Below are 18,946 nucleotides of genomic sequence, written 5' to 3' on the forward strand. Positions count from 1 at the left end.
AGTAAAGAACTACCATATCTCGTACCCTGTTAGAATTGCGATTTCTGGCAGGCAAAACATAGGATATTGGCAATATAACGTGTTTTTCTCTGTTTTTACAATGAATCAAAGGCAACTTGTCTTTACTTTTTCCGTTTCGGGTCCTATACTAAATATGGCTTTACGGGTAATTCTGTAAAGCGGAAAATCGTTTTTACAAGTTGTCCACAAAGATCTTTATTTAGATCAGCATGGAGAAGAAAGGAATGCTATGAAACCCATTCAAGTTACTAGTGAGATTCAGCCTCTTAGGAAGGTTCTGGTCCATCGTCCGGGCGAAGAACTGAAATACCTTACACCGGATACGCTCGCGGAATTGCTTTTTGACGATATTCCGGATTTAGTTAAAGCGCAAAAAGAGCATGATGCATTCACCGATATCCTTCGCAACGAAGGCGTGGAAGTGGTATACCTTGAAGATTTAATGGCGGAAACCCTTGATGCAAATGAGGGACTTCGCGAGAAATTTATCGACGAATATTTGAACGATGCCGGTATTTATACCGAAACGTATCATAAGATTTTGAAGGATTTCTTTGCCGGTATTAAAGACACCAAAGAATTTGTCATGAAGACCATGGCTGGTGTTTCCTTCCAGGAATTAGGCGACATTGAAACGAATTTCTTGATTGACGAATTAGAGCATCCGTATCTGCTCGTGAATCCGATGCCGAACCTCTATTTCACGCGCGATCCGTTCGCATCGGTCGGCAATGGGGCAGTCATCAACAAAATGTTCTCCGTAACCCGCAACCGTGAGACCATCTATGCGGATTACATCTTCAAATATCATCCGGAATATAAGGGACAGGTCAAAGACCTCTACGGACGTCACAATCACTTCCACATTGAAGGTGGAGACGTCTTTAACGTAGACGAAAAAACGCTGTTTGTCGGTATTTCTCAGCGCACGACGGCCGACGCCATCCAGCAGTTGGCGATGAATCTCTTCTTTGAGACGGAAGACAACAAGATTGAACGTATTTTTGCGTTTAATATTCCGGTATCCCGTGCATTCATGCACCTTGACACCGTCTTCACCATGATTGATAAAGACGCTTTCACCTATCATCCGGGCATCACGGCTACGCTTCGTGTATTCGAGCTGACGAAAGACGAAGCTAAACACGACGTCAAAATCGAAGAGCATAAAGGCTCCTTGGGTGAGATCCTTGCCGGCATTCTCGGCATTGAAAAAGTTCGTCTGTTCCCCTGCGGTGGTGGTGATGAAATGGCTGCTGAACGTGAACAATGGACGGACGGCTCCAATACCTTGACGCTTGCTCCGGGAAAAATCGTGGTGTATAAGCGCAATTTTGAAACCAACAAGATGCTGAAAGAAGCCGGATTTGAGGTTCTTGAACTGGATTCCGACAACCTGACGGTCGGTCGTGGCGGCCCGCGCTGCATGTCCATGCCGCTTGTCCGTGAAAACTAAGAGAATAGAACAGTAATCCATTCCGTAGACCGGTACACCTGTGGCGTACCGGTTTACGGCTTGATGCATTTGCTTATTCAACGAAGGAGAATGTATGACTAAAAAACGGATTGTGGTTGCTTTGGGCGGCAACGCTCTCGGCAACACGCCGGGCGAACAGCTTGAACTGGTGAAACAAACAGCAAAGACCATTGTCGATCTGGCTGAAAGCTGCGATGTCATTATCGGACATGGCAATGGTCCTCAAGTGGGCATGATCAACAATGCAATGTCGTTTTCAGCGGAAAACGGCGGAAAAACACCGGCGATGCCTTTCCCGGAATGCGGTGCGATGAGCCAGGGTTATATCGGCTATCATCTTATGCAATCCATTCAGGCGGAATTGGCTGCTCGTAAGATGAACGAGCGAAAGGTTGCTTGTGTCGTCACTCAAGTTGTCGTCGATGAAAAAGATCCGGCGTTCCAGAAACCGAGCAAGCCGATCGGCAGCTTTATGGATAAAGAAACAGCCGATAAACTGGCTGCGGAAACCGGCTATACGTTTGTTGAAGACGCCGGACGCGGTTATCGTCGTGTCGTAGCCAGTCCTCTTCCGAAGAAGATTGTCGAGTTGGACGTTGTCAAACAGCTTGTTGAGCTCGGCGATATCGTCATCACGGTTGGCGGCGGCGGTATTCCGGTGGTGGAAGAGCAGGGAGCCTATCGCGGCGTTCCGGCGGTTATTGATAAAGATCGTTCCTCTTCCCGCTTAGCGCTGGATATTGATGCGGATATGCTCGTTATTCTTACCGCGGTTGACCAAGTTGCGGTAAACTTTAATAAGCCGGATCAAAAGGCGATCGACACGATGAATGTCGAGCAAGCTAAAGAGTACATTTCGCAGGGACAGTTTGCACCCGGCTCAATGTTGCCGAAGATTGAAGCATGCTTAGATTATGTTCAACAACGTGAAGGCGGCAAGGCGCTGATCACGTCTCTCGCGAAAGCAAAAGATGCATTGGAAGGAAAGACGGGCACGGTTATTACGCGATAGTCCGTCAGCAACCGAACCTCGGTTCGAAAGAAAGAATTGAAAGGAGTTTATTATGGCTGAAACGAATAAACAGCCGAATGCCGAAACAATGCCGGCGAAAAAGAAACGTCATTCTCTATCGGCTTTCACCATCCTTGTCATTATTCTTGCCGTTCTTTGTTTGATTTCGGTTTTCTTGAACGGCGCAGAGATCAGTGATTCGATCATCCAATCGCTTGATCCGGAAACATATGGGGACTTATTGGAAACGGTGGAAGGCGGCGAACATGTATCCGTGGTTGCCGCAAAATTACAGGACTTCGTTATGGCGATTCCAAACGGCTTTACGGATGCTTCCGACCTCTTGATGTTCATCATTGCTCTCGGTGGCTTCCTGAACGTCGTGATGAAGACTGGGGCATTGGAAGCCGGAATCAATGCTTTAGTGCATAAGATGCACGGAAAAGAAGAAGTATTGATTGTTGTTCTGATGTTCCTGTTCTCCTTAGGTGGAACGACATACGGTATGGCGGAAGAGACCATCGGTTTCTATGCCTTTATCACCTCGGCTATGGTTATCGCCGGATTTGACTCCATCGTTGCGTTAGCCACGGTTCTTGTCGGTTCGGCATCCGGTTGCCTTGGTTCGACGATTAATCCATTTGCTACGGGCGTTGCCATCGGCGGTCTGAATGCCATCGGTATTGAACCGAACAGTGGTCAGATTTATCTCATCGGTGCGATTCTCTGGCTTGCTGTTGTAGCAATTGCTATCGCGTTCACCTTGCGTTATGCCAAGAAGGTAAAAAGAGATAAAGGATCGACGATTCTTTCCCTTCAGGAGCAGGAAACGATGCGTGAACATTTCGGCGAAGAAGATCCGAATGCGAAGATTGAATTCACGGGACGTCATAAGGCTATCCTTTGCGTCTTTGCATTAATGTTCGTCGTGATGATTGCGTCCCTGATTTCGTATCAGGACCTCAACTTCGGTGGTGACGAAGCTGCTTATCTGGCTGCTTTTGGATGGTCTGATTTCCTTACGGGCCAACCGCTCGGCTTGTGGTACTTCTTGGAACTGGCTGCCTGGTTCATCATCGGATCCATTGTAATCGCCCTTATCGGCGGCTACAGCGAACACAGCTATATCGAGACATTCATTGATGGTTCAAAAGACCTTCTTTCCGTCGGTATCATTATCGCGGTTTCCCGTGGTATCACTGTGGTCATGGGTCAGACGCACATGGACTTCTGGATTCTGGATCAGTGCACACGCATGCTTCAGGGTGTTCCGGGCGCAGTCTTTATTCCGCTGTCCCTCGTTGTTTACATCCTGTTGAGCTTCCTGGTTCCGTCGACTTCCGGCCTTGCCGGTTTGTCCATCCCGGTTATGGGCGGACTCGCTGCTCAGCTTGGCTTTAACCCGAACATCATGGTCAATGTTTTCACCGCCGGTTCCGGTGTCGTCAACATGGCAACGCCGACCTCCGGTGTTGTTATGGGCGGTGTCGCCGCGGCACGTGTTGAGTACGCCACCTACCTTAAGTGGGTATTCAAGCTGCTCATCATCATTGCGATTGCCTGCGCGATTATCTTGACCGTTGCGGAAATGATTTTCTAATTGGTGTAAAGTGAATATTGTGCTGAGGAAACCTTGCCATTTCTCAGCGAAGGGGGAGACTTCTGTCTCCCTCTTTTCTTTTGTACGAAAAGGGGTATCTAATTAACGAAAATTGTGGGGAAATGATAGGGGGTTGAGATGACCGGACACTATGACGATTTTTGGCGATTAAAAACGGACACCAAAATTATGAAAGAAAAAGACGGTGCGTATACCTTTGAAGATACCGTTTTTTGGGGTGAAAAGGGTGGAATGCCGGGCGATTCGGGAACCATCAACGGCTTTTTGGTGACCGATCTTTTCTGGGAAAACGGCGAGCTTTGGCATCGTGTAGACGGAAAACTAACGGACCCCATTCATATGGAAGTGGACGAAGACACTCGCCTTACCAACACCGCTGCACAAAGCGCCCTGCATCTCTTTGACGGATATTTTCGCCGCTTGGGACACATTATGATTGCCGTGGGGGTACATGAAGGCAATCAATGGTTTGAAGTGGATCGCGGAGAATTTACGGAGGAGGAAATGGCCGATATGCAAGCGTATATCAACCAGGCCATTCGTGATGCCGTTCCTCTTTCACTGGAGTATGTAAAAGGGGAAGATTATCCGGATCCGGACTATCAGCAGTTTGATACGGTTCGCGTCGTCCGCTACGGTGATTTGGATGAGCAACCCTGCGGAACACCGCACCTTCACAATACGGTAGAGATCGGTAGTTTCGTCCTTTTGGAACAGGAAAAAACCACGCGCGGCGTACGCGTACATGTGGTCATCGGTCCGGCTGTTGGCCGCGCCTTAAAAGAAAAGTACGATCTGTTGCGTATATTAGAACGCAAACTTAAGGTCAGCGAAAAGGAGCTGGTAGAACGTGTTACAGCCATGATCGACAACGAACAGCAACAAAAAGAGCATATAAAGGAACTGGAAGAAGCCCTTGCAGAGGCGAAGGCTAGAACGCTGGCAGTGTCTTCCGATTTAGTGATTTGCCTCTCTGCATCCGATGCCTCTATGCTGCGCAACATTGGACAAAAGCTGCTATCGGAGGAGAATTGTTCCAAAATTTTATTAGCGGAAAAGCAGGGAGGCTGCGCCTTGGTGTTTGCATCCGTTGAAGGAAAAGCGCGCGATTGGCTCGCTTCCGTTAAGGACGCGGGACAGGTGCGTGGCGGTGGTTCGCCGCAACTTGTTAACGGTCAGTCCTCTTTGCCTATGAAAGAACTGGCGGAGATCGTAAGAAAGGCGCTGTCGTAGACCTCGAGATCTTCCATTAGGTATCATTTTCAGAACGAAGAGATTCGTAATAAAAATACGGTGCATCCTTTGGTTGCACCGTATTTTCATACTCTTGTATTACAGGAAGAAGCAGATTCTTCTTATTGTTTGTCCTCTTCTTCCACACTTCCGTCCTCCTGTTGAAAATGAACCTGCTGACGAAATTCAGTGGGGGAGGTGCCGAAGGTCTTGCGGAAGTAGCGATAGAAAGTTTTAAGCGTTTTAAACCCGACGATCATAGCGATCTCCGTTACGGGCAGTTCGGAACGTAAAAGCAGTTCAGAGGCGCGATTAATACGCAACGAAGCGATGAATTCCGTAGCGGATCGCTCGACATAATAAAGGGTGATGCGATTAAGCTCCACCAGCGAAAGCTGATGCTTTTCAGCAACGGATTGCGGTGTAAGCATGGGATTTTGATAGTTGTTCAGAATGTCATTGATCACTTCCAGCGCAGAGGAGGACTCCGAGGCCTTCAGATGCGTCTTGCGCTCAATGGATGACGTAAAATTGGTACGAAATTCGTTGGGCGTCATGTCCTCCATGGCTTCAAAGGAATGAACAAGATGCGCCGCATCATTCATGCCCACGAGTTTGGCAATCTCCTGAAGGCTGAAATCGGTATAGGTCAATAAGTCCATCGCTTTATAGATGCGCATGGATGTAATCAACTCCTGAAAGGTATAGCCCAAGGTTTCTTTCAAGCGTTTGGAAATGGTGGATTGACTGACAAAGAAAATCTTATTGAGCCGATCCAGCGTAATTTTTTCCTGTAAATGGCTGTAAAGGAAGTTGAGCAGATCGCCGATAAAGAAGGAAGAACCGCTTGCGTCGGCGAGTTGCGTCATTTCGGATTCACTCTTTTCCTCGTCGGTATCATCCAGCGCACGAACAAAAAGCACAAGCAGTTCAATAATCAGTGACACGGTATACATTTCACTGAATGTCTCTTTTGGAGTTTCCTTCTGCTGATCCGAAAACACACTTTCTACACCGACTTCATTTCGCACTCGTTCAATGGCACACTGAATGCGTCGCGCCTCTTCTTTATTGGCGTGAATAACCGGGTTTTGTCGTATACGATGCCACAGCGCAAAAAATTGTTTATTCGGGTTGTAGTCCGAGCGCAAATAAAGATTGATAAAGTTCAAATTGTAAATGATGCGTTCATAGGTGATAGGCTTTTCAATGAAAATAATTTGTGTCACATCCCAGGGGAGAATCGCGATCATCGTGCCAGGCGACATGGAGTAATCAATTCCGTTGATGCGAATGGTTGCTTTTCCTTCCGTTACGTATAGAAAACGACTCATGCTGTGAATGAGCATCATTGTCGCTTCGCGATTGGTTTCCTGATCGTAGCTCGCGATACGATCGGGATTGAGCAAAGACGTAAATTTCGATTGAATGAGACTGATACTCATAGTATCTCCTGTTTATGGTATTTTACCGATTATTTCTTTTTACAGTATACGTGTTTTGTCTTCTTCGTTCAAAAATTTGTTTTTTCACGTGAAGTATGCTACTATGCAATAGACGGGTGCCATTAGCTCAGCTGGATAGAGCGTCTGGCTACGGACCAGAAGGCCTGGGGTTCGAATCCTCAATGGCACGTCATGAGTCGCAACGAGTGTTGCGGCTCTTTTTTATTGTTCAATATTTTTCACTCCTCTTAAAGACGAATCGTTTTCCTTAGATTGAAGAGTAAACCATCATTTATTTCAGTTTGTGAAAACGGATAGCGATAGCAGATTGGTTATGACGAGATATCATGATTCGAATTGACAGAAAATAAGCCTATAGAAATAATAAATAATGATAAACAATAGGTATTAAAGAAGGAGGAAAAAATATGGTAAATAGTCAAGCGAAAAAACTTCGGAAGCTGCTTTCGGAAAACGAATTCCTGACGCTTCCAGGTGTTTATGATTGCTTGTCGGCAAAGATAGCAGAAGAGTCGCAGTTTCCTGCACTTTTTCTTTCCGGTGGAGCATTGGCTTACAGCCGTATCGGCAGACCTGATATTGGCTTTTTAAGTTTAGCCGACTTTGCCGACACAATTACGCATATTACGAGCACCGTTACAACTCCACTTGTCGCCGATGCGGATGCCGGATTCGGTAACGCGATTCATGCAGCCAACACAGGAAAAATGTATGAACAGCTCGGTTGCGCCGGTTTGCAAATTGACGATAAGGTTCTGCCTGCGCTTCGTCCGGATAGGGATGAAATCTTAGATTGGAATTTGGTTTCACCGAAAATCAAAGCCATTCGCGCAGCAGTTAGTGAAGAATTCGTTTTGATTTATCGTACATGCGCAAATCTTTATGGATATGGGATCGATGAATCCATTTCTCGTATTAATGCGGCAAAAGAAGCGGGAGCAGATTATGCCTACGTAGATGGTATTAAGTCCATGGAAGAGTTGCAACGTGTAGCAAAGGAATCAAAGATTCCGTTGATGGTCAACTTAAACGAAAAAGGCTATGTAGGAGGAAATATTCCGCCAAAAGATGTTGCGGCGCTTGGGTTCAGCATCGGTTTATTTCCCATTTCTTCTATGTTGGCGGCTTCTGAAGCGATGTTTGAAGTTTTAGGCGAGCTGGCTCAATCCGGATCGACATTGGCTGTGCGCAATCGAATGACCGATCCGCCTACAAAGGTGCATGCGATGATGGGACAGTTTTCTTTGGTAGAGGAATTTGCACCGTACTACCAATAAGTAATTTATCTCCGGTGCTCTATTATGAAATAGAAGGGACAGTATTATGACAATGACACAAGTGCTGAAGGATTTTGCCTATTTAAGCGTGTTGCTGTTGATCGGCTTTGAGATGCGCAGGCGAATAACTTTTCTGCAACGTTTCTTTATTCCTACTTCATTGATTGCAGGATTTTTAGGCATGTTACTGAGCAAGAGCTGGCTTGGACAGGTTGCTCCGGTCTATATTCCTTTCAGTGAGGGAATTGGACAATGGGCGGGTGCTTTGGTTGTATTTATCTGCGCGACTATGTTCTTAGGAATTAAGCTGGACTCCATAGGACGTGACGGAATGGCGACGACGTTCCTCGCCGGTGCTGCACACCAAGCGCAGATGATTCTTGGCTTGGGCATTACCGCTATTTTCTGTTTATTTATGAAAGATCTGCCTTATCAGTTCGGCTACATGGGAGTATGGGGATTCTATGCTGGGCATGGTAATGCAACAACCGTCGGAACGATTATTCAAGAAGCAGGATTCTGGGATGATGCTTTAGGTGTTGGCGTAACGTTTGCCACCATCGGCATCTTAACCGGTGTCATTGCAGGAATGATTCTGATCAACCTTGGTGCAAAAAAAGGCCTTACGCATGTAAAAATGTCTTTTGATGAGATGCCGAAAGAACAAAAAACCGGTTATGTGGAACCTGCAGATCGGCGTTCACTAGGGAACGGTGTAACGAATGCTTCTTCTCTTGATCCTTTAGCTTTTTCTTTAGCAATTGTAGGTGCCGTCGTTGTCGTCGGAGTCATAATTCGTGAACTTCTTATCCAGATTCATCCAATCATGAAACGCTTCCCACTGGTTGGGGCTGTACTTCTTTCCAGTATGATTATTGGCGGTGTGATCAGTAAAACGAAATTTAATGATTACATTGATCGTAAGACAATGAGTCGTATTACAGGGACGGCGTTGGAGTATATGATTACTGCAGCTATTGCCACAACCTCCATGCATATATTCATTGCCTACGGCATACCGCTTCTGGTCGTATCTTTGGCTATGGGGCTGGGAAATTATCTGATCTGTGTCAAACTCGGTCGTCGTTGGCTACAACATGACCAGTTTGAAACCGGCGTAGGACTTTTCGGTATGGCTTGCGGTGTTTTAGCGACAGGTCTTATGCTGATCAAGGTAATGGATCCTGATTCGGATACAGCAGCTTCTTCCTGTATTTCCACCTCCAGCACATTGGGCTATGCATGGCAAATTCCTTATATGGTTGTTGGATCCTTGGCAATCTTTACAGCGCCGATGATTACCACGGTAGTTTCGGTATTATTATTCCTCTTTTTCCTTATTGGCGGCCATTTGCTGTTTGGGCGCAAGAAGAAAAAAGCGTGAGTAAACAATCAAAAGGAGTAAACGATGACAAATAAATTTATTGCCGCAGCAATTCAAATGGACTCCCAGAAAAATGTTGACGAAAATCTGCATGTAGCGGAAGCCTTTATACGTGAAGCAGCTGGACGCGGAGCAAAGCTGATTACTATGCCGGAAAATATGAATTATTGTGGCCCGGACAGTGTCGGACATGCAGAAGAGGTGCCGGGGGGACGGACATTTCAGTTGATGTCTTCTTTAGCAAAAGAACTTTCCGTCTGGTTACATTGTGGAAGCATCTATGAAATCAACAAAGAAGATGATCGTCCGTATAATTCAACTATGGTCATTAATCCGGATGGTGAGTTTGTGGCAAAATACCATAAGATTCATCCCTTTGATATTGTCATCCCTGGTGGAGTAGAGAACAGGGAGTCGGATCGCATTTCACCGGGCAATCACATTGTTACCGTTGATACCAAGGACTGTGGTATTTTAGGTTTATCGATTTGCTACGATATGCGTTTTTCTGAGTTATATCGTATTATGGCTCTTGAGGGAGCGCAGATTCTGATGATGCCTGCTGATTTCACCATGCCGACCGGTAAGGATCATTGGGAGTGCATTTTGCGTACAAGAGCGATTGAAAATGGCTGCTATGTTATCGCACCGGCTCAAATCGGCCAGAAACCGAAATTTGCCGCATATGGAAATACCTTGATTGTAGATCCATGGGGGAATGTAATTGCAAGGGCCTCTAATAAGCCTGGCGTGATTACCGCAGAAATTGACCTCGACTATATGGATAAGGTTAGAAATCAACTTTTCAGCCTTCAGAATCGTCGACCGGATATTTATACATTAAAGCGTGCTTAGGAGTAAAGCGTAAAGGGAAAGGCTTAAGCCTTTCCCTTTTAGGAAGGGTATCATGCAGCGTCAAAAATCTATTCTTCTGACTATCCTCGTTGCGTTCATCTGGAGTCTTTCCGGATTGTTTGTCAAAGTGATCTCGTGGAATGCCATGGCGATTGCCTGTGGACGCAGCGCTGTGGCAGGGCTATTACTCTGGCCATTTGTACGAAAAAACAAAATACAATTGGACAGAGCTATTTTGGGCTATGCCATATGTTACTGCCTTTTCACCTATAGTTTTATCGGTTCTAACAAGCTGACGACCGCTGCAATGGCGATTATAATGCAATATTGTGCACCAATCTATGTTGCCCTCTTTTCGTTTTTCTGGTGGAAAGAAAAATTGAGTCGTGCTGATTTTCTTTGCTTATTTGGCGTGATCATCGGGATGGCTCTCTTTTTTCTTGACCAGTTCGGCGGAGGAAGCGTACTGGGCAATCTGATCGCGGTTGGCAATGGAATATTTTTTGCCGGCATTTCTCTTTTTTTGCGTCAACAGAAAAACAATGATCCTATTGTCTGCGTTTTTATGGGCAACATGTTAACCGCTATAGTAGGCTTGCCTTTTCTTGTACAAGTACCTTTTACGTTTGGACTCGACTGGATGCTTGTTCTGCTCAACGGTATTTTTATTGCTTTATCTTATGGTTTATATGCCTATGCAAGTAAAGGTTTGAGTGCGCTTGAAGCTGTATTGATTCCGATACTGGATCCGATTTTAACGCCGGTATGGGTTTTGTTGCTCATTGGAGAAAAACCGGGAATTAGCGCAATAATAGGTTCTGCCATTATCCTTACATCCATTACAATGAATGTGTGGTCTAAACGCACATCGGATCCCACACAGAAGGAGGTAGCCACAGGTGTTTGATCGTCGCTACTATACGTACGTAAAAGCTGTGGAAAAATCACAAAATTTTACCCGTGCAGCAGAACAACTTTATATTTCTCAACCCGCACTGAGTCGATTTATCAAGCGCGTTGAAAATGAATTGGGCATTATTCTCTTTGATCGGGATGCTATGCCCACAAAATTGACGGAGCAGGGGAAAATTTATCTATCATACATGGAAAAATTTTTAGCCATGGAAAAAGAAATGAAAAGCAGGCTGATCGGCCACGAGCAAAATGAAACGGATGTTCTTTCGATCGCTACTATTCCATTATTGGGTGTATACGTCTTGCCTAAGGTCATCCCTTCCTTTGCCAATCAGTATCCAACGGTTAATCTTGAAGTTTCTGAGGGACCGATTTTTGAATGTCTCGACATGATCCGAAAGAGAAAAGCGGATATTCTACTGACGAATATGATCCCGGAAGATCCGGATTTGGAACACATGGTATTGGCAGCAGATCCGATTATGCTCGTTGCGAGACAAAAAGAAGGATTCATTGATAATGAAGCCACGGAATTTTCTCCTTTTAATCCAGAAAAAATCGATTATTCACAATTAATAGATGAGCCCTTCATCGTATTACGCCCATGGCAGAACATTCGTCTTTTTGCCAATCAGTTTTTTTCCTATTATGGACTGAAACCGAAGGAATTGATTGAAGCACCAAGTTTGGCATCAGCATTAGGTCTTGTGGAGAGTGGAAAAGGTATAACCTTTCAAACCTTTTCTTCTCTGATGTCTTTGCAACCCTCTTCCAACTTACGGTATTTTTCCGCGGGACAATTAGAAAATGTAACTTCGATTCTTGCTGTGTATCATAAAGGAACAAAAAAGAGTACCGTAGAACGTTTCTGTCAACGCGCAAAATTGGTGTTGGCTGAAAAATTCTCGATGAAGCAAATGAAAAGCCATCGTTCCGGTGTGGTACAATAGGTACGTTAGTGGTAGTGTTTCATTCTCTTCACAAGGAAAGAGAAAAGCAAAGGAAAAGGCGGAAAAATATGACGAATGAAGAAAAACTGAGTAAACTGATCAGCGACGTTCTGGAAGAACACTATTCGTTGAAGCTGGATTTGATTCCGATTGAAGTACCGCGCAACACGGACTTTGGTGATTATGCAACCACCGTTTGCATGCAGTTAGCCAAGCAATTACGACGTGCTCCGCGTCAGATCGCTGAAGAGCTGGCCGAGCTGCTCCTCAAGAAATCAGATTTACTGGAAACAGCAGAAGTTGCCGGACCCGGCTATTTAAATTTCCGTTTAAAGAAAGATTCTTTGGCTCAGGTTGTTAATAAGGTTTTGGAACAAGGGGAAAAATACGGTCAAAACTACAGTGGGAAACGTCTATCGATTTTGGTGGAATACGTTAGCGCCAACCCGACGGGAGATTTGCACCTTGGCCATGCGCGTGGTGCAGTCTGGGGCGATGTCATCTGTCGTTTGCTGAAAGCCAGTGGGTATGACGTGCTTCGAGAATACTATATTAACGATGCCGGCGCCCAGATGACCAATCTCGGTTTGTCGGTATATGCGCGCTATGCACAGTATTTCGGGCGTGACGTGGCCATTCCGGAAGATGGATATAACGCCGATGATGTGAAGCAAATCGGTGAAAATTTGGCCAAAGAATATGGTGATGTATGGCTGGATAAAGAAGAAGGTCGTACCGAGTTTTTCAAACAAAAAGGCTATAAAGAAGAGCTTGCGAAAATTGAGGATGTATTGCGTGACTTCCGCTGCGAATTTGACTCTTGGGTGAGTGAACAGTGGCTCTATGACACCGGAAAAGTCGATGAGGCCATTGAAAAGATGAAGGCGCTTGGCATTGTCTATGAAGAAGACGGCGCATTGTGGCTTGAAACCACGCGCTGGGGCGATGATAAAGATCGCGTCCTACGCAAAGCGAACGGACTTTTGACGTATATGACCCCGGATATTGCAAACCATCTGTACAAGTTTGATCGTGGATATACCAAATTGGTCAACTTGTGGGGTGCGGATCATCATGGTTATATTAATCGCATGAAGGCTGCATTGATGGCCTTCGGCTATGAGCGCGACGATTTGGAAGTGGACATCATCCAGATGGTCCATCTGGTCGAAAATGGGGAAGAAGTCAAGATGTCGAAGCGTTCCGGCAACGCCGTAACGATTCGTGAATTGATTGATGAAGTCGGCGTCGATGCTGCTCGTTATTTCTTCATTAGCCGAGCTGTGGAAGCGCAAATGGATTTCGATATCGGACTTGCGAAAAAAGCGTCCAATGAGAATCCGGTGTATTACATCCAGTATGCCCATGCTCGTGCAACAGCCCTGTTAGAGCGTGCTCCCGAATTCCATGAACAGGATACGTACAGTCATTTAACAAGTGACAAAGAAGTTGTCTTGCTTAAACTCATGGACTCCTTCCCGGATGTTGTAGCGGAAGCGGCAAAATTACGTCAACCGAACAAGATGACGAATTTCCTGATGCAATTCGCATCGGCTTTCCATAGCTTCTATGGGGAAACAAAAGTCGTCGATGAAAACGATCCGGAAGCAACGAATGAGCGTGTCGGACTGGTTTTAGCGGTAAAAAACGTATTACACAACGCTTTAGACCTGATCGGTGTATCTTCACCGGACAAGATGTGATATAAAAGGATTGATGCGTTTTTCTACTATAAACGCATGACGGTTCTAACATTACAACGATAAAAGGAGTTATGTATGCCAATCAATCTGCAAGGAAGAAGTTTTCTCACGTTATCGGACTATACGCCGGCGGAAATTCAGTATTTAATCGACTTGGGTCAGAAATTCAAAGATCTGAAGATGACTCATACACCGCATCGCTACCTCGAAGGAAAGAACATCGTTCTTCTGTTCGAAAAAACCTCCACTCGTACTCGCTGCTCGTTTGAAGTTGCCGGTCGTGACCTGGGTATGGGCGTAACCTATCTGGATCCGGGTTCGAGCCAAATGGGCAAGAAGGAATCCATTTCGGATACCGCTAAGGTCTTGGGCCGTTTCTATGACGGTATTGAATATCGCGGTTTTGATCAGAAAATGGTGGAAACCCTTGCTGAAGATTCTGGTGTTCCGGTATGGAACGGTTTAACCGACGAGTTCCACCCGACTCAAATGATTGCGGATATGTTGACCATTCAGGAAAACTTCGGCTATTTGAAGGGTATTAATTTCGTCTTCATGGGCGACTGCCGCAACAACGTTTCCAATTCGCTGTTGATTACCTGCGCGAAATTGGGCGTAAACTTCACCGGTTGCGGTCCGAAAGAACTCATGCCGACGAAAGAGCTCATTAAAAAGGCAGAAGGTTTCGCGGAAGAATCCGGTGCGACGATCCGTTTCACGGAAGACGTTGAAGAAGGAACGAAGGATGCCGATGTCATCTATACGGACATCTGGGTCTCCATGGGCGAACCGGATGAAGTTTGGGAATCTCGTATTCATCAGCTCTATCCCTACAAGGTCAACCAGAAAGTCATCGACAACGCTTCCGAAGATGTCATCTTCCTACACTGCCTGCCGTCCTTCCATGACCTGAAGACCACCATTGGTGTAGATGTAAATGAAAAGTTCGGCAAAGACTTTGATCTTGACGGTATGGAAGTGAACGACGAGGTGTTCTTGGGCAAACATTCGAAGGTATTTGATCAGGCTGAAAACCGTATGCACACCATTAAAGCGGTGATGTTCGCCACCTTGAAGTAACACAGAAATCACCTCGACCGTTTGTGTCGGGGATTTCGATAAAAATAAAAAATCTATAAATAAACAGCAGGGAAATTACCGTTTTCCTGCTGTTTTTTTGGGTAGAGTAAAAGCAGACGCCGCAAGGTTTCTGTGTTCATTGTTGCCCTGGGAAGAAAGAAGAAAAGGAAATCTTTTTCCCGAACAGAAGAAAGGAGTGAAAGATGGCTTTACGTAAGCGCATTCCGATGATGCTCAGTCTAAGTCTGGCGCTCAGTCTAAGCGTATTTTCGCCGCCGGCTATGGCTGCGGAAAACGACTCGACGTCGATCCAGTTGACGGAAGCAGAACAAGGAAACAAACATTTTGCGGACGGCATCCTGGATGTTGTCGAAGAACCGATGAATGACGCGCAAGACGAAGCCGCCCAACGCCGGAACGGATCTCTTTCCGTTCAGTTGCCAGGCGAAGCCGAAGACGTGGGGGAGGGAAATGTACAACAACGTGGCGGTAATAGCGCCACAGCGCCTGCAACCGATACCGCACCGGCGGTGACCAAGTCCGATGAGGTTGAACCGCCTCTCATTGCCCCCCAAAACACGCAGGGGACACACATGTCCATTGTTCGGACGGATGAGGATGCGGACGGTGCAACGGATGTAAAGATCTCCATGACTGAAGAACGCGCGTTTCAAGCCGTCGTTTCCTTTGATAACCTGACGGAAGACGAGCTGAAACAGGCAAAGATTCAGTGGACGTTGGCACGCGCCAAAGAAGAAGCACCGAATGACTGGGCACTTTTCCCGAACCAGTATTTGGGCGCACGCCTCGAAGACTGGAAAACCGTACATACCAAACATAAGCGCACAAATGAAGAATTTCCGTCGGTTCCTCTATTTAAGGACGTCACGACGGAAGTGAAGACTATTGACGGCAAGCCGAGCATCGTACTGACCTTTAAAAACGAAAAGCTCTTCGGTTTCGATGGTATCGATATTCGCGACCGTGCTGTTGTGCGTTCCGCGATGATGGACTATTGGGGAAAATATCACCTGTCCCTGATCATGGATGACAAAGCCGTGACCAGCCAGGAACTTGATTTTCGTCCCTATGACGTTTTTCGTTCACAAGAAGAAGTGAATGAAGAGCTGCCCAAAGCCGTAGAAGAAGCAAAAGAAAACGGCATTTTCGCCAAAGTCGTGGATATGGGCAAATCAGCCCAAGATCGCCCGATGCGTGCCGTTTTTGTTTCCGAATCGGAAGACGATCTGGTGAACTATCAGAAGTTGAAGAAGCGCATTCAGGAAGATCCGCAAGCGGTATTAAAGGAATTGCGCGACGGGACCTTGGAATATAAGGTGCCGGTCATGTACTCCAATATTCATGCCGATGAAATCGTCGGTGTGGACGCCGTCATGGAATTTATGCGCAACCTGACACGCAATAAAGTGGTTGACTACCGTACCATTACCGGCCTCACGGAAGAAGGCAAGAAAGAACTTGCCATTGAAATGGAGAAGGACGGAGCGGTATGGTCGAAGCTGATCGAAGATAAGGTCAGCGGCATCGGCTATATCCGCGGAAACGGCGGCATGAGCAATGGAAGCAATTACGATGGCGGCATTGATGCTTCTGCCGATTTGAGCGAGGAAGATTTCGAACGCTACTATAACAGCGAAATTCGCCAATTCGATCCGCGTCAGATCCTGAAGAAAATGTTTTTCATCCTTGTTCCGTCGGAAAACGTGGATGCCCGTACGGTCAACTCCCGTACCAACGGCAACGGCTTCGATCTGAACCGCGATAATACGTATCAGACACAGCCGGAGACGAAGGCGATGGCAAGACTCATCAGCCAGTGGAACCCGCTGACGCTGCATGAATTCCACGGTTACTATCAGTACTATCAGATTGAACCGTGCAGCCCGACCCATGATCCGAACAATGAGTATGATCTCTTTATCGATACCGCTATGGAACAGGGCGAGGCCTTTGCGGCCGCTTCCGTGTCGAACAACAAGACCATGAATAGTGCCAAGATTCCGCTAAGAGACTATCTACTTAAACAGGAAGACGGAACAACCTTCTGGCAATATCCGTTTGATGATATGTCGTCCAGCTACACTCCGCAGTATGCCATGATGCACGGCACCAACGCCTTTACGGTTGAATCCGCTTATGGTCATGCGGATGGCGTACGCGCATTACAATACGGTTGCATCGGTAATGCTGACTTTGTTCTGAAGAACCGTGACCGCATGTTCGGCAATCAGCTTCTCCGTTATGTGCGCGGTGTGGAAAACATTGATGCGGATACCATTCGTCCGTATTATGTCGATCAGCATGATAATTTGGGCGCGAATGCCGATGTCTTCCGTCCGAATAACAACGAGAACAAGAACTTCTTCCCGGAATATTATGTCATTCCGATGGATGCGAAGAATCAACAGGATCGTAAAGCAGCGCAGGAAACCATCTCGCTTCTGCTTCACAACGATGTTCAGGTAAATCAGTTAACCAAAGACGTAAAGGTGGGGGACAAAGTCTACAAACAAGGCTCGGTCATCGTCGCTATGCGTCAGGTAAAACGCAATATGGCTAACCAGGTTCTTTATCCCAACATGGTGATTTCGGACTGGACGGAAGGCTCACTTTATTCCGAGCCGGTAACAAACTTCTCCGCTTTGCGCGGATTCTCGATGGATACGATTCGCAAAGCCGACGTCTTCAAGGGAGCGATGGCACCGATCACTACTGCACCGATGCCGCGTACCGTCATTGAAGGAAAAGGTGATGTCAGCATCATCAAGAACAACTCGCTGGAAGCGGTTCGCGCCGTCAATGCGATATTGGCGAGCAAGGGCGACATTGCCCTCATTACGGATGGTAAGTGGAAGGGCAGCTTTGCCACCACATCAAAGACGCTTGACAGCGTAAAAGATCGCTTCGTATTGGATGTTGTCCGCCAAGGAGATGTTCCACAAGGTCGTCTTATCAATACGGATATCCGTCTCTTTGTTCCAAAGGCCTATGATAACGTGCAGACCTTGGATCAACAAGGTAATCCGGTAGGTATGGTAGGGTACAGAAACCGCCTCAATACCAGCGGAAACTGGGATTTCTTCGCGCTCGCGAAACAGATGGGATTCGGTCTGACCGATACCCTGGATAAGGCTACCGGCATTGTCGGTGGACAGTATCCGTATAACAGCGACGATGTTGCCGCACAGATTAAAAAGGGTACACCGTACATCGGTTACTCGTCGGATGCGTTGCAGTTTGTAAAAGATTCCGGATTGGCGGACCTTAAGTTCCGTCTTGATGAAGATTGGAAGGGCTTTGACGCACTGAGCAAAGTCGAATTCCCGACAGAAGATCTGGCAACGGCAACCTACGTACAGGAAGGCGACCATATCATGTATGGTTTCGGCGGCGATTATTTCCTGGAAGCACCGGACGGATCGCGCATCATTGTTCGCACCATGAAAGAGGAGATGCCGCTGGAAGGCTTCATGACCGAAGAGTACATGAAAGATTACAAAGGCAGCATTCAAGCCGTTGTGCTGGAAAAAGACGGAAAAATGATGCGTCTCTTTGCTAATACGTTGACGAATAAAGCGCATCAGCAGGATGATTATCGCTATCTGTCGACCTCCATTTATGCGCAGCACCTGCTCAATACCAATCTGAAGATCGCGTCGAACGGACAAGCCGGTAAGACGGATAAGGTGGCAACAACGCCGAAAGCGACCGTTGCACCGAAGACGTCGGATATCGGTATCCAGACGACCGTATTCATCGGTATGGTTGCGGGAATGTTATACGTGGTAACCATCAAACGTACGCGCAAAGAAGAAAACGCGCGTTAGTTCTAATGGTATAAATGAAACAAACGAAGCGCTTTACTATGCGCTGAAAGGGGGAGCCCGGTAACGAAAGTTGCCGGGTTCCTCTTTTTCTTATACAGTCCGTT

Annotated in this window: 13 protein-coding genes and 1 tRNA gene; 13 read left to right on the forward strand and 1 reads right to left on the reverse strand. The window is 46.5% G+C overall.

The window, feature by feature from the left end; genetic code table 11:
* The first annotated feature begins 250 nt into the window (after positions 1 to 250).
* The 4 genes from arcA to BN3910_RS02265 all read left to right on the forward strand — a co-directional run bounded on the left by arcA (position 251) and on the right by BN3910_RS02265 (position 5,364).
* The gene (gene arcA, locus BN3910_RS02250; RefSeq protein WP_066923929.1) at positions 251 to 1,477 is read left to right on the forward strand and encodes an arginine deiminase; all 1,227 of its coding nucleotides are present in this window, start codon (positions 251 to 253) and stop codon (positions 1,475 to 1,477) included.
* A gap of 94 nt (positions 1,478 to 1,571) precedes the next feature.
* Entirely contained in the window at positions 1,572 to 2,510 is a 939-nt protein-coding gene (arcC, locus tag BN3910_RS02255) for a carbamate kinase (RefSeq protein WP_066923931.1), read from the forward strand.
* Positions 2,511 to 2,562: 52 nt separating this feature from the next.
* Positions 2,563 to 4,110 carry a YfcC family protein gene (locus BN3910_RS02260; protein WP_082790264.1) on the forward strand — a complete coding sequence of 516 codons (1,548 nt, stop codon included), beginning with the start codon at positions 2,563 to 2,565 and terminating at the stop codon, positions 4,108 to 4,110.
* A 138-nt stretch (positions 4,111 to 4,248) separates the two neighbouring features.
* Positions 4,249 to 5,364, forward strand: coding sequence for an alanine--tRNA ligase (locus BN3910_RS02265; protein ID WP_066923933.1), 1,116 nt, complete (start codon positions 4,249 to 4,251; stop codon positions 5,362 to 5,364).
* Between the two features lie 122 nt (positions 5,365 to 5,486).
* On the opposite strand, the gene BN3910_RS02270 is transcribed toward BN3910_RS02265, so the two are convergent.
* On the reverse strand, positions 5,487 to 6,809 hold the full coding sequence (locus BN3910_RS02270) for a helix-turn-helix domain-containing protein (protein WP_066923935.1): 1,323 nt from the start codon (positions 6,807 to 6,809) through the stop codon (positions 5,487 to 5,489).
* 116 nt (positions 6,810 to 6,925) lie between these two features.
* On the opposite strand from BN3910_RS02270, the gene BN3910_RS02275 reads away from it, so the two are divergent.
* From BN3910_RS02275 to BN3910_RS02315, 9 genes are all read left to right on the forward strand, one after another.
* Positions 6,926 to 6,999: transfer RNA gene (locus BN3910_RS02275), tRNA-Arg, on the forward strand.
* A 238-nt stretch (positions 7,000 to 7,237) separates the two neighbouring features.
* Positions 7,238 to 8,107 (forward strand): isocitrate lyase/PEP mutase family protein, encoded by an 870-nt coding sequence (locus BN3910_RS02280; RefSeq protein ID WP_066923937.1) that lies wholly within the window; start codon positions 7,238 to 7,240, stop codon positions 8,105 to 8,107.
* A gap of 46 nt (positions 8,108 to 8,153) precedes the next feature.
* The gene (locus BN3910_RS02285; RefSeq protein WP_066923939.1) at positions 8,154 to 9,491 is read left to right on the forward strand and encodes a sodium/glutamate symporter; all 1,338 of its coding nucleotides are present in this window, start codon (positions 8,154 to 8,156) and stop codon (positions 9,489 to 9,491) included.
* Positions 9,492 to 9,515: 24 nt separating this feature from the next.
* Entirely contained in the window at positions 9,516 to 10,346 is an 831-nt protein-coding gene (locus BN3910_RS02290) for a carbon-nitrogen hydrolase family protein (protein WP_066923941.1), read from the forward strand.
* Between the two features lie 52 nt (positions 10,347 to 10,398).
* The gene (locus BN3910_RS02295) at positions 10,399 to 11,253 is read left to right on the forward strand and encodes a DMT family transporter (RefSeq protein ID WP_066923943.1); all 855 of its coding nucleotides are present in this window, start codon (positions 10,399 to 10,401) and stop codon (positions 11,251 to 11,253) included.
* Complete coding sequence (locus BN3910_RS02300; RefSeq protein ID WP_066923945.1) at positions 11,246 to 12,211, forward strand: LysR family transcriptional regulator; 966 nt, start codon at positions 11,246 to 11,248, stop codon at positions 12,209 to 12,211. Before BN3910_RS02295 ends, BN3910_RS02300 begins: the two co-directional genes overlap by 8 nt.
* A 68-nt stretch (positions 12,212 to 12,279) precedes the next feature.
* Positions 12,280 to 13,914, forward strand: a complete 1,635-nt coding sequence (gene argS, locus BN3910_RS02305) for an arginine--tRNA ligase (RefSeq protein WP_066923947.1) — start codon at positions 12,280 to 12,282, stop codon at positions 13,912 to 13,914.
* Positions 13,915 to 13,989: 75 nt separating this feature from the next.
* Entirely contained in the window at positions 13,990 to 14,994 is a 1,005-nt protein-coding gene (argF, locus tag BN3910_RS02310) for an ornithine carbamoyltransferase (RefSeq protein WP_066923949.1), read from the forward strand.
* Positions 14,995 to 15,197: 203 nt separating this feature from the next.
* Positions 15,198 to 18,842 carry a M14 family metallopeptidase gene (locus BN3910_RS02315; RefSeq protein ID WP_066923950.1) on the forward strand — a complete coding sequence of 1,215 codons (3,645 nt, stop codon included), beginning with the start codon at positions 15,198 to 15,200 and terminating at the stop codon, positions 18,840 to 18,842.
* Positions 18,843 to 18,946: the final 104 nt, after the last annotated feature.

This window comes from Murdochiella massiliensis (assembly GCF_900059565.1).
Classification (GTDB): Bacteria; Bacillota; Clostridia; order Tissierellales; family Peptoniphilaceae; genus Murdochiella; species Murdochiella massiliensis.

Coding starts and splice junctions, on each gene's coding strand:
- argF (WP_066923949.1), top strand. CDS start 13,990: ATGCCAATCAATCTGCAAGGAAGAAGTTTTCTCACGTTATCGGACTAT.
- BN3910_RS02295 (WP_066923943.1), top strand. CDS start 10,399: ATGCAGCGTCAAAAATCTATTCTTCTGACTATCCTCGTTGCGTTCATC.
- arcA (WP_066923929.1), top strand. CDS start 251: ATGAAACCCATTCAAGTTACTAGTGAGATTCAGCCTCTTAGGAAGGTT.
- BN3910_RS02265 (WP_066923933.1), top strand. CDS start 4,249: ATGACCGGACACTATGACGATTTTTGGCGATTAAAAACGGACACCAAA.
- BN3910_RS02270 (WP_066923935.1), bottom strand. CDS start 6,809: ATGAGTATCAGTCTCATTCAATCGAAATTTACGTCTTTGCTCAATCCC.
- BN3910_RS02290 (WP_066923941.1), top strand. CDS start 9,516: ATGACAAATAAATTTATTGCCGCAGCAATTCAAATGGACTCCCAGAAA.
- arcC (WP_066923931.1), top strand. CDS start 1,572: ATGACTAAAAAACGGATTGTGGTTGCTTTGGGCGGCAACGCTCTCGGC.
- BN3910_RS02280 (WP_066923937.1), top strand. CDS start 7,238: ATGGTAAATAGTCAAGCGAAAAAACTTCGGAAGCTGCTTTCGGAAAAC.
- BN3910_RS02315 (WP_066923950.1), top strand. CDS start 15,198: ATGGCTTTACGTAAGCGCATTCCGATGATGCTCAGTCTAAGTCTGGCG.
- BN3910_RS02260 (WP_082790264.1), top strand. CDS start 2,563: ATGGCTGAAACGAATAAACAGCCGAATGCCGAAACAATGCCGGCGAAA.
- argS (WP_066923947.1), top strand. CDS start 12,280: ATGACGAATGAAGAAAAACTGAGTAAACTGATCAGCGACGTTCTGGAA.
- BN3910_RS02285 (WP_066923939.1), top strand. CDS start 8,154: ATGACAATGACACAAGTGCTGAAGGATTTTGCCTATTTAAGCGTGTTG.